The organism is Anoxybacillus sp. (genome assembly GCF_036834105.1).
Lineage (GTDB): Bacteria > Bacillota > Bacilli > Bacillales > Anoxybacillaceae > Anoxybacillus.
Map to the genome: position 1 here is coordinate 19,402 of NZ_DAITON010000012.1, position 10,605 is coordinate 30,006.

At 44.3% G+C, this 10,605-nt stretch carries 14 protein-coding genes; 2 read left to right on the forward strand and 12 right to left on the reverse strand.

Annotated elements, in window-relative coordinates:
* Positions 1-92: 92 nt before the first annotated feature.
* Complete coding sequence (locus V7Z64_RS02580; RefSeq protein ID WP_241762312.1) at positions 93-371, reverse strand: post-transcriptional regulator; 279 nt, start codon at positions 369-371, stop codon at positions 93-95.
* A gap of 85 nt (positions 372-456) precedes the next feature.
* Here V7Z64_RS02580 and spoVB point away from each other — a divergent pair, with 85 nt between their 5' ends.
* The gene (gene spoVB / locus V7Z64_RS02585) at positions 457-1,980 is read left to right on the forward strand and encodes a stage V sporulation protein B (RefSeq protein WP_297991798.1); all 1,524 of its coding nucleotides are present in this window, start codon (positions 457-459) and stop codon (positions 1,978-1,980) included.
* On the opposite strand, the gene V7Z64_RS02590 is transcribed toward spoVB, so the two are convergent.
* Complete coding sequence (locus tag V7Z64_RS02590) at positions 1,981-2,628, reverse strand: DUF421 domain-containing protein (RefSeq protein WP_297991795.1); 648 nt, start codon at positions 2,626-2,628, stop codon at positions 1,981-1,983.
* A gap of 93 nt (positions 2,629-2,721) precedes the next feature.
* On the opposite strand from V7Z64_RS02590, the gene V7Z64_RS02595 reads away from it, so the two are divergent.
* Positions 2,722-3,096, forward strand: coding sequence for a TIGR04086 family membrane protein (locus tag V7Z64_RS02595; protein ID WP_297991793.1), 375 nt, complete (start codon positions 2,722-2,724; stop codon positions 3,094-3,096).
* A 24-nt stretch (positions 3,097-3,120) separates the two neighbouring features.
* Here the strand turns inward: V7Z64_RS02595 and yajC are convergent, their stop codons facing one another.
* The 10 genes from yajC to nadE form a co-directional block, all read right to left on the reverse strand.
* Positions 3,121-3,384 (reverse strand): preprotein translocase subunit YajC, encoded by a 264-nt coding sequence (gene yajC, locus V7Z64_RS02600; protein ID WP_297991790.1) that lies wholly within the window; start codon positions 3,382-3,384, stop codon positions 3,121-3,123.
* A 15-nt stretch (positions 3,385-3,399) separates the two neighbouring features.
* Positions 3,400-4,539 carry a tRNA guanosine(34) transglycosylase Tgt gene (gene tgt / locus V7Z64_RS02605; RefSeq protein WP_091702230.1) on the reverse strand — a complete coding sequence of 380 codons (1,140 nt, stop codon included), beginning with the start codon at positions 4,537-4,539 and terminating at the stop codon, positions 3,400-3,402.
* 20 nt (positions 4,540-4,559) lie between these two features.
* A complete protein-coding gene (gene queA, locus V7Z64_RS02610) occupies positions 4,560-5,591 on the reverse strand; it encodes a tRNA preQ1(34) S-adenosylmethionine ribosyltransferase-isomerase QueA (RefSeq protein ID WP_297991787.1) in 1,032 nt (343 codons plus the stop codon).
* Between the two features lie 24 nt (positions 5,592-5,615).
* A complete protein-coding gene (locus V7Z64_RS02615) occupies positions 5,616-5,819 on the reverse strand; it encodes a DUF2905 domain-containing protein (RefSeq protein WP_297991785.1) in 204 nt (67 codons plus the stop codon).
* Complete coding sequence (ruvB, locus tag V7Z64_RS02620; RefSeq protein WP_297991783.1) at positions 5,816-6,817, reverse strand: Holliday junction branch migration DNA helicase RuvB; 1,002 nt, start codon at positions 6,815-6,817, stop codon at positions 5,816-5,818. Before ruvB ends, V7Z64_RS02615 begins: the two co-directional genes overlap by 4 nt.
* A gap of 13 nt (positions 6,818-6,830) precedes the next feature.
* Positions 6,831-7,424 carry a Holliday junction branch migration protein RuvA gene (ruvA, locus tag V7Z64_RS02625; protein ID WP_297991781.1) on the reverse strand — a complete coding sequence of 198 codons (594 nt, stop codon included), beginning with the start codon at positions 7,422-7,424 and terminating at the stop codon, positions 6,831-6,833.
* Between the two features lie 122 nt (positions 7,425-7,546).
* The gene (locus V7Z64_RS02630) at positions 7,547-7,993 is read right to left on the reverse strand and encodes an intercompartmental signaling factor BofC (protein WP_297991780.1); all 447 of its coding nucleotides are present in this window, start codon (positions 7,991-7,993) and stop codon (positions 7,547-7,549) included.
* Between the two features lie 68 nt (positions 7,994-8,061).
* On the reverse strand, positions 8,062-8,799 hold the full coding sequence (locus tag V7Z64_RS02635; RefSeq protein ID WP_297991777.1) for a YebC/PmpR family DNA-binding transcriptional regulator: 738 nt from the start codon (positions 8,797-8,799) through the stop codon (positions 8,062-8,064).
* Positions 8,800-8,883: 84 nt separating this feature from the next.
* The gene (locus tag V7Z64_RS02640; protein WP_297991774.1) at positions 8,884-9,576 is read right to left on the reverse strand and encodes a YhcN/YlaJ family sporulation lipoprotein; all 693 of its coding nucleotides are present in this window, start codon (positions 9,574-9,576) and stop codon (positions 8,884-8,886) included.
* Between the two features lie 78 nt (positions 9,577-9,654).
* Positions 9,655-10,395: an NAD(+) synthase gene (gene nadE, locus V7Z64_RS02645; RefSeq protein ID WP_003396265.1), complete on the reverse strand. Its 741-nt coding sequence runs from the start codon at positions 10,393-10,395 to the stop codon at positions 9,655-9,657.
* Positions 10,396-10,605: the final 210 nt, after the last annotated feature.

Sequence of the window (10,605 nt, forward strand, 5' to 3'; positions counted from 1 at the left end):
AAATCCTCCTCGATTCTGGACATACCAGAATTTTTACCAACAAAACAAATTATGAATGACAGTACACTTTCTGTCAATTTCCAAATGAACGATTAAAACAACTGTTCTAATTCTGAAAGACCTTCTTCCGTAAACCAACGGTCGTGCTTTTGTTCTTTTGTCATAATATAGGCCATATAATCCGTTGCACGTAATGATAACACATCGTTCACAAGCTCAAATAACCGCTTCTCCTCATTGTTTTTTTTCCATTTTTTCATCATTAAACAATTCCATACATCTTCAATAGTTGCTTGTTCGTAGCCGAGCAGCTTTAACTCATCTACTTTACACTGTAAAGCTGGCATTAATTGTTCGCGATTCACGGTCATCTCCCCCATTTTGTCATGCTTGGCCAACATATGCATATATTTCATTGTATAAAAGATGACCTCATTTGAGAAGAGAGGGAGGAGCATGTCTAAATTTTTAAAAGGGACGATCATTTTAATTATCGCAGGATTGTTAACACGCATACTCGGATTTATTAATCGCATCGTCGTAGCTCGTCTCATTGGTGAAGAAGGCGTCGGATTATATATGATGGCCGTGCCAACGCTTGTGCTAGCCATTACGATTACGCAATTTGGATTGCCTGTTGCCATTTCTAAACTCGTTGCAGAAGCAGAAGCTTTAGGTGACAAAAGAAAAGTAAAAAAAATATTAGTCGTGTCTTTATGTATGACAATGGTGTTAAGTTTGATCTTCTTTCCAACGTTGCTCGCGGTTGCCCCTATTCTTTCTGAAACGTTGTTTACAGATAAGCGCGTATATTATCCGCTCGTCGCCATTGCCCCTGTCGTGCCGATTGTTGCCCTATCTTCCGTATTGCGCGGATATTTTCAAGGGAGACAACAAATGAAGCCATTTGCGTATTCGCAGCTGCTCGAACAAGCAGTACGTATTACATTAATTGCTGCGTGTACAACTGCTTTTTTACCGTACGGCATCGAGTATGCAGCAGCTGGCGCGATGGTGTCAGCCGTTGTTGGCGAACTCGTATCGCTCATTTACTTATTCATTATGTTTAAGCGAAAAAAGCCCATTCGTATTCGCTATCGCTTTTTTGCATACGTGAAAGAAGGGAAAGATACATTTGTTTCGCTTATGCGCATCGCTGTACCGACACTTGGAAGTCGAATGATCGGGTCGATCGCATGGTTTTTTGAGCCGATTGTCGTAGCACAAAGTTTAGCGCTCGCTGGCATCGCAACCGTCCATGCTACAAAACAGTATGGAGAACTGACGGGCTATGCATTGCCTCTTTTAATGCTTCCGTCGTTTATTACGTATGCGCTCGCTACTTCGCTCGTTCCAGCCATTAGCGAAGCGGCTGCTCAAAAGCAACATCGTCTCATCGAGTACCGTTTGCATCAGGCTGTGCGCTGGTCTCTTTTAGCGGGGGGATTGTCGATCGTCGTGTTATACGTATTGGCTGAAGAAATGATGCAGCTCATGTACGGGACAAGCGAAGCGGCCGTATTTGTCAAAGTGATGGCACCGTTTTTCATCTTTTACTATTTGCAAGGGCCGTTGCAAGCTGTGTTGCAGGCGCTCGATTTAGCAAAAGAAGCGATGACAAATAGTTTAATCGGTGCCGTCATCAAAACTGCGCTCATTTTTTTTCTCGCTTCTCAACCGTCGCTCGGCATTATGGGGGCAGCGCTAGCGATTACGGTCGGCATTATGATTGTCACTTTATTACATGCCGCTACCATTGTTAAAGTCATTTCCATTTCCTTATACGTCAAACAGTATGTTGCTCATCTCATCATTATCATTTCTGTCGCGGCGGTCGGACAGTTGCTCGTCCCGCTTATACCATTTTCGTTGCTTGTTAAAACGATAATCGTCATCGTGGCCATGACATGCATATATCTCGTTCTTTCGCGATTGTTTCATCTCATTGAAAAAAACGAGTTTCGTCAACTATTTCGTTAGTCATTCGTCTTTTTCATCAATATAAAACGTCCCATCTTCATATGTACAATATGAAATATGATCGATATGTGAATACCCCCGCTCCGCTAATTGCTTTATTAGCCATTCGGGCGTTTGATGAATGAGTGCCAAATGCTCTTCTTGGATGACACCGTCTTTAATAAGCGGCAACGTTAAAGACGGTGTTTTCTTTTTCCCTTTTTCTTTTTCAAATACGGACAGTTTACCGGACGGCTCTAAAATGGCAAATTCGACATCAGCAATATTTTTAACATTTTTTTCTCGTAGCTGAACAAGCAAGTCATCGAAATTGTACCTTTGCTTTCGCATCGCCTTTTCATCAATTTTTCCGTTGCTAATGATGACCGTCGGTGAGCCGTCAACGAGACGACGAAACGTTTCACTTTTCAATGAAAAAAAGGCAAAAGCAATTTGAGCAATCGTCAATACAATCATCGGAACAAGCGTATGAAAAATCGGATCTTTCGGCTGTTCAATCGCAATGACAGCCATTTCTCCAATCATAATAAAGACGACCAAATCTAAAATGCTTAGCTCGCCAATTTCCCTTTTGCCCATCATACGGAAAATAAATAAAATGACCCCATACAACAATAACGTGCGTAAAATAATCGTTACGTACTCCAACTTGACTCCTCCTCATTTATTCGTACGTTTTTTTATTCTAAACAAATGGACAATGGAATATGTTTGTACTAAATGTAGTCAGGAGGGATGAACATGGTTCGCGCCGTTTTGCATGGAGTGATAACAATTTTTATAAGCGCCATTATATGTAGTTTTATATTCGCTCTTTTGTTAAAGTTGACAAGTTATGATGAACTATCATTACGATGGGTTATGCACGTTCTCGCATTTTTGTCATTATTTTTTGGTGGATTTATTTCAGGGGGAAAAGGAAAAGTTCGCGGTTGGCTGCTTGGCGGTGTAACGAGCATCATCTTTACAACGATTATTTTTTTATTCCAATTTCTCGGAATGAATCAAATGTTTTCGCTCGAACAATGGGGATACCATGCCGGTTTTCTTATTACAGCGATGATCGGTGGCATGATTGGCGTCAATGTAGCGACATCGAAATCACGAAGCGCATAAAAATAAGACAGGCCGCAACCTGTCTTATTTTTCGTTGACAACTTCACGAATGGCCGCACGATCGTATGTAAGACGCGAACCGTCACCGGCACGAATGACGACCGTATGTTCATCGAGCGAATCGATCATGCCGTGCAACCCGCCAATCGTAATCACTTTGTCTCCTTTTTGCAAATTTGCTTGCATTTGTTGAACAGCCTTTTGGCGCTTTTGTTGTGGGCGGATAAGCAAAAAGTAAAAAATCGCGAAAAACAAAATGAGCGGCAACAAGCTAGCTACTGTTTCCATATGTTTCACCCCCTTTTAAAAGTTTTTTGCATTCGGCTGATTAAAGCCGTATTGTTCAAAAAACTGCTCGCGGAAATCGCCAAGGCGATCTTCGCGAATGGCTTGTCGAACTTGCTCCATTAATTTTATCAAAAAGTAGACGTTATGGTAAGACGTAAGACGAATGCCAAACGTTTCATCGCATTTAATTAAATGACGAATGTACGCGCGCGTGTAATTGCGGCACGTATAGCAGTCACAGTTCGGATCAAGCGGCGTAAAATCGCGCGCATATTTCGCATTTTTAATGACGACGCGCCCTTCGCTTGTCATCACTGTTCCGTTGCGACCGATGCGCGTCGGCAACACACAGTCAAACATATCAATGCCGCGAATCGCTCCGTCAATGAGTGAGTCTGGTGAGCCAACGCCCATTAAATAACGGGGTTTATTCGCTGGCAATAGCGGCGTTGTAAATTCTAATACCCGGTTCATCACATCTTTCGGCTCACCAACCGATAAACCGCCGACCGCATACCCTGGGAAATCGAGCGACACTAAATCTTGCGCGCTCTGTTTGCGAAGCTCCTCAAACTCTCCACCTTGCACGATGCCGAACAGTCCTTGTTCATTCGGACGTTGATGCGCCTTTAAGCATCGCTCGGCCCAACGGCTCGTCCGTTCAACCGAACGTTTCATATATTCGTACGTGGCAGGATACGGCGGACATTCATCAAACGCCATCATAATATCGGAGCCGAGCGCATTTTGAATTTCCATCGCTTTTTCTGGCGATAAAAATAGTTTATCGCCATTTAAATGGTTGCGGAAATATACTCCTTCTTCCTCAATGCGACGAAATTCGCTTAAACTAAATACTTGAAACCCGCCCGAGTCTGTTAAAATTCCGCGATCCCAATTCATAAAAGTATGGAGACCGCCTGCTTCTTTGACGATATCATGGCCTGGGCGAAGCCATAAATGATACGTGTTGCTTAAAATGACGCCAGCTCCCATTTCTTTTAATTCCTCAGGGGAAAGGGTCTTTACCGTCGCAAGTGTGCCGACAGGCATAAACATCGGTGTTTCAAACGACCCGTGCGGCGTATGCAATATGCCGAGACGCGCGCCCGTCTGCTTACACGTTTTAATGAGTTCGTAACGAATTGGTGTCACATATAGTCCCCTTTCTCGTTTTATATAATAAGCATCGCATCGCCAAAGCTGAAAAAGCGATAACGCGCTTTTACGGCTTCTTCATAAGCACGCAGCACGTTTTCGCGCCCGGCTAACGCGCTAACAAGCATAATGAGCGTTGATTTTGGCAAATGGAAATTTGTAATCATCCCATCAATAGCACGAAACGTATAACCAGGGTAAATAAAAATATCGGTCCAGCCGCTTTCTGCGACAAACGTTCCTTGATGGCGAGAAGCAATCGTCTCAAGCGTGCGCGTTGATGTCGTACCAACGGCAATAATGCGTCCACCTTTTGCTTTGACATCATTTAGCAATTGAGCAGTGCCTTCCGTCATTTGATAAAACTCCGCATGCATATCATGTTCTTCAATATTTTCCACGTTCACCGGACGAAATGTACCTAATCCGACATGTAACGTAATAAAGGCAAGATGGACTCCCTTTTTTTTCACATCATCAAGAAGTTGTTCAGTAAAGTGCAGCCCTGCCGTCGGCGCCGCCGCAGAACCGGCTTCGCGCGCATACACCGTTTGATATCGCTCCCGATCGTCAAGCTGTGCTTTAATGTATGGAGGGAGCGGCATTTCTCCTAGCGATTCAAGCACTTCAAGAAAGATGCCATCATACGAAAACGAAAGCACACGTCCCCCGTGCTCAAGTTCGGCGACACACTCCGCGCGTAAACGACCATCGCCAAATGAAATGGACGTTCCTACTTTCACGCGTTTCGCCGGCTTAACGAGCGTTTCCCAGCGGTCACCATCAAGCTGCTTTAATAAAAGCACTTCAATGTGCGCGCCTGTCCCTTCTTTTTCCCCGTACAGACGCGCCGGCAAAACACGCGTATCATTTAAAACGAGACAATCTCCCTCGTTCAAATACGATAAAATGGAGCGAAACGTCAGTTCATGCGTTACCTCACCTGTTCGCTTATCAAGCACCATGAGGCGCGACGCTTCCCGATCTGGAAGCGGTGTTTGCGCAATAAGTTCTTCTGGTAAATAAAAATCAAATAAATCAACTTTCATATTCACGTCCCTTTCTTTATTCTATTAACGAAAACGACCGATAATATAGAAAATAAGCGATAAAACGATGCTTAAAAGGATGGATGTCATAATTGGAAAATAAAATGTCGCATTTTCTTTTTTAATAACAATGTCCCCAGGCAAGCGCCCGAGTTTAATAAATTGCATGAGGAAACCAACGATGATGAAAATAACACCGATGAGCATAATCGTTTTCGGTAAGTTCATGAGCGCGGCACCTCCACACCGAAATGGTTGTAAGCGAGCGGAGTGACGATTCGCCCCCGCGGCGTTCGCTGCAAAAAGCCAATTTGCAATAAATACGGTTCATATACGTCTTCGATCGTTTGCGCCTCCTCACCAATTGTAGCGGCAATCGTTTCTAATCCGACCGGTCCTCCGCGAAACTTCTCCATCATACTTTTCAATAGCTTATGGTCAAGATGGTCTAATCCTAACCGATCGACTTGCAATTGTTCAAGCGCCTCATTTGCTAATGTAAACGTGATCGTTCCATCGCCGCGCACTTGAGCGAAATCGCGAACGCGGCGCAACAATCGATTGGCAATGCGCGGTGTTCCACGCGAGCGGCGCGCCACTTCCCATGCCGCTTCGTCTTCGATTTTTACCGCAAAAATGTGCGCTGTTCGTTTCACGATATGGGCAAGCTCTTCTGGCGTGTAGTACTCTAATCGGCTCAAAACGCCAAAGCGGTCGCGGAGCGGGGCGGAAAGCGCCCCTGATCTTGTCGTCGCCCCTACAAGCGTAAAAGGCGGCAAATCGAGTCGGACAGAACGAGCGGCCGGCCCTTTTCCAATGACAATATCTAAACAAAAATCTTCCATCGCAGGATATAACACTTCTTCTACCGCACGCGGTAGCCGATGAATTTCATCAATGAATAACACATCACCCGGCTCAAGCGCCGTTAAAATCGCAGCTAAATCGCCCGGGCGTTCAATCGCTGGACCTGCCGTTGTGCGCAACTGGACGCCCATTTCGTTTGCGATAATGGCAGCAAGCGTCGTTTTCCCAAGCCCTGGCGGCCCGTACAACAACACATGATCAAGCGTCTCCCCGCGCATTTTTGCCGCTTCAATAAAAACCGTTAAGTTTTCTTTCACTTTTTGCTGTCCGATATATTCCCGCAACTGCTTAGGGCGAAGACTATACTCAAGCGATGCATCATCGTAGTCAGCTGCGCCTGAAATGAGACGCTCTTCCATCGTGCATCTCCCCTTACTTCAATAGTTTTTGTAAAGCAAGCTTAATATATCCTTCTGTCGATAGCTGCTCTTGTTTTAAAATTCGCATCACTTTTTGAATTTCTTTTTCCCCATAGCCGAGCGCCTTTAACGCTTCAATCGCTTCGAAAAGCGCGTTTGTTTCTTCAACTGGCTCGGTAAATAAATTCGGAAACGCGTCTGGAACAACGGCTTGCAATTTTCCTTTTAAATCTAAAATCATTTGTCGCGCTGTTTTTTTTCCGACGCCCGGAAACTTGCATAAAAACTTATCATCTTCTGCTTCGATCGCTTCAACAAGCTGTTCCATCTGCCCTGCAGCTAAAATAGCAAGCGCTCCTTTTGGACCGATGCCCGATACTTGCAACAATTTAACGAACAACGCCCGCTCTTGACGAGTATGAAATCCGTAAAGGGCAAGCACATCTTCACGTACATATTGATATGTATATACAACAATTTGTTGCTGTTTATTGATTTGGAATGAAAATGGATTAGGGGTAAACATTTGGTAGCCTATGCCGTTATTTTCAACGACAATATATTCTGGGCAAACGTAATCTACATATCCTCGAATAAATTCAATCAATGCCGCGTCCTCCTTTTCTCACGCCTTTCATTTTAGCATAATATAAACTATGCGGAAAGCGCGAGCCGAAACGCATATGTTTGAACGTTGAACATAAAAAAAGCCCGCTCTCATTCGCGGACTTATTTTCCGAACGGCTCATACGCTTCGATGACCCGTTTATAATTCCTTTTTGAACGAACAGAAATGCCTTTTTTCAATTTTTCCTGTTCATGGCTTTCAAGCTTTTTTACATCAATTTGAAAAAACGACTGAATGACACGTGAAGACTCGCCCGGTTTCCCTTCAAAAATGGAAAGTGTTCCATCTTTCGTAAGACCAAAATAGCCCGCTTTCGTTAACGGGGAAAGATCGTCAACGTACCGTTGAAAAACAATTTGCTCGTCATCCATATTGATGAGGTGCCACTCTTTATACTTGTTCCATATGTCCTTCATTGACGTGACCGTTTCTTCACGTATTTCCTCGCTTACTTCTCCATCCATATATACCGTTTCCAAAATGACAGTCATTTGTACTGACGTCGTGTTGTGCGCTAAAAATAAACTCAGCAATAATGTAAGCACCATGATTTCTCACCTCATTCATAGGTTTTCCATTTTCAAAAAAAATAAACGGTCTTGCCATCGCAAGACCGTCATTCTAACATCGATTCGTCTAAGTTATGGTAAATTTCTTGAACGTCATCGTCATCTTCAAGCATATCAATGAGCTTTAACATTTTCGTTAAATCGTCACCTGTTAGCGTCGTATACGTTTGTGGAACCATCGTGATTTCGGCCGTCGCAAACGTAAATCCTTGTTCGGCTAACGCATGTTTTACATGTTCAAACTGCTCCGGGGACGTGTAAATCTCGAACGAATCTTCCGTCGTTTCCATTTCGTCCGCACCGGCTTCAAGCGCTTGTAATAACATATCATCTTCATCAATGTGTAGCCCTTCACGAGCGATAACAATGAATCCTTTTCGATCAAATAAATATGATACGCACCCTGTTTCTCCTAAGTTCCCACCGTTTTTCGAAAACGCTACCCGGACATTCGATGCGGTGCGATTTTTATTATCTGTTAAACAAATGACCATAACAGCGACGCCGCCCGGACCGTATCCTTCGTAGCGAATTTCTTCGTAATGTGTATGCTCTTGATTGCCTGTCGCTTTTTTAATGGCGCGATCAATATTTTCGTTCGGCATGTTCGCCGCTTTTGCTTTTTCAATCGCAAGACGCAACGTTGCGTTTGTCGCTGGGTCACCCCCGCCCATTTTCGCTGCCACGTAAATTTCCTTGGCAAGCTTCATAAATATTTTACCGCGTTTCGCATCTTGTGCGTTTTTGCGACGTTGAATATTTTTCCACTTGGAATGCCCTGCCATTTGGATCCCCTCTCATATGTGAAAAATGTCCATAAAAACTATAACAAAAATGAACGAAAAAAAACAGGGGGGAAAGCCCCCTGTTTACCCTCGGTTCATAAATGGTCGCTCGATCATGTCACCCATATCATTAAAAATGTCACGAATATCGCGCTCTAACTGATCCATTGAACCGCCATCGCGAATATCGTTGTCGAGCGTACGAATGCGGTTATACATGCTTTCGTTCGTTACGATACGCACCGTTTTTCCTGATGTCAATGGAGCGATCGCTTGGCGGACAAGTTGTTCCACTTGCGTCGTGTTTCTATTTGTCGTCGATACAGCGACAACGACACGGTCTCCTGAGACAACAGCGCGTGCATCTTTCACATTTTCTACGTTCGCTGCTCGTTTTGCAATTTTTTCAGCTAGTGCCCCGTTATAGTTCCGATAATACGACGGACGTGTACGATCATCCATCGCATTTAAATGGCCATGATAGTTGCGATCTGCACGGCTAAAGTTGCGATCAACTTGCGGTGTTCGTGTTCGATCCATGCCGCGATCGAGCATTTCTGTAATCGGCCCGTCATTGTCGCGCACTTGACGAACGTTCCCATTCAAACGCTCTGTGCCATACCGCCCATATTGAAAACCGGTCATATCGTTTTCGTTCGAGTAATACCCGATCGGGCGTGTACGGTCAGTATAGCGCGTATCAAACGCTTGATTATTACAAGCAACCAATCCGCTAAGCGCAATGACTGCCCCGAAAGCTACAATTCGTTTCCGCAAAAGAAAAACCCCCTTTTTGCTTTTGTAGACGATGCGTCTACATCATTAGCTTGACGCAAAAAAGAGGTTTTATCGCTGTTAAAATTTTGGCGGAGCAATGGCTAATTGCCGTTTATGGTGCGAACGTTCATGAAGCCGCTCAATAATGGCTCGGTCACGTTCAGGGACTGGCTCCCCTTTCAAATATTTATCAATCATATCATATGTTGTTCCCATCTCATTTTCATCTGTTTGTCCTTCCCAAAGTCCGGCACTCGGTGCTTTCGTAATAATTTCTTCTGGTACACCGAGAATGCGCGCCATTTCACGCACTTCCCCTTTTGTGAAATGAACGAGCGGAACTAAATCGACGCCCCCGTCTCCGTATTTCGTAAAATAACCTGTATGCCATTCCGCTGCATTATCCGTTCCGACGACAAGGTAACCGTAATTGTTTGCTACTGCATACAACGTCGTCATGCGCAATCGCGCTCGTGTGTTAGCATCGCCAAGACGGGCAGCTTGCTCGTTCCATTGCCCTTTTTCTTTCAGTTGTTTTTCAATTTCTCCAAACAGCACGCGATGCGTTTCCGTTAAATCAATGACGTGATAATCAATACCACAGCTCTCTACAACTTTTAACGCATCCTCTTTGTCTTTCGGATTGCTTTTACAAGGCATAATTAGCCCTAAAGAACGGTCAGGAAACGCCCGCTTAATTAAATGTGCAACAACCGCTGAATCAATGCCGCCGCTAATGCCGACGATTGCTCCGTTCATGCCCGCTTCCGTCACTCGCTCACGAAGCCATGCAATTAGTTTTTCAATTTTTTGTTCCATCTATGTACATCCCTTTCTTGATCATATCATCATGTTCATTTTATCACACAAAAAGCAAAAAGAAAAAGAGGCGACATTATTGCCCCTCTTCTTCCTCGCGATACGGAACAGAAAAGTACGGATTCCCTCCATACGGCTGACCTGGCCACCCTTGTTGCCAGCCAAACGGACCGTACGGCTGTGGCATATACATTGGCTGTTGCGGTAATG

What these genes read in the sequence shown, in the direction of transcription:
- V7Z64_RS02580 (WP_241762312.1), bottom strand. Translation starts at nt 371, where the DNA reads ATGACCGTGAATCGCGAACAATTAATGCCAGCTTTACAGTGTAAAGTA.
- V7Z64_RS02635 (WP_297991777.1), bottom strand. Translation starts at nt 8,799, where the DNA reads ATGGCAGGGCATTCCAAGTGGAAAAATATTCAACGTCGCAAAAACGCA.
- queA (WP_297991787.1), bottom strand. Translation starts at nt 5,591, where the DNA reads ATGAAAGTTGATTTATTTGATTTTTATTTACCAGAAGAACTTATTGCG.
- ruvB (WP_297991783.1), bottom strand. Translation starts at nt 6,817, where the DNA reads ATGGAAGAGCGTCTCATTTCAGGCGCAGCTGACTACGATGATGCATCG.
- V7Z64_RS02615 (WP_297991785.1), bottom strand. Translation starts at nt 5,819, where the DNA reads ATGAACTTACCGAAAACGATTATGCTCATCGGTGTTATTTTCATCATC.
- V7Z64_RS02630 (WP_297991780.1), bottom strand. Translation starts at nt 7,993, where the DNA reads ATGGTGCTTACATTATTGCTGAGTTTATTTTTAGCGCACAACACGACG.
- yajC (WP_297991790.1), bottom strand. Translation starts at nt 3,384, where the DNA reads ATGGAAACAGTAGCTAGCTTGTTGCCGCTCATTTTGTTTTTCGCGATT.
- V7Z64_RS02595 (WP_297991793.1), top strand. Translation starts at nt 2,722, where the DNA reads ATGGTTCGCGCCGTTTTGCATGGAGTGATAACAATTTTTATAAGCGCC.
- nadE (WP_003396265.1), bottom strand. Translation starts at nt 10,395, where the DNA reads ATGGAACAAAAAATTGAAAAACTAATTGCATGGCTTCGTGAGCGAGTG.
- spoVB (WP_297991798.1), top strand. Translation starts at nt 457, where the DNA reads ATGTCTAAATTTTTAAAAGGGACGATCATTTTAATTATCGCAGGATTG.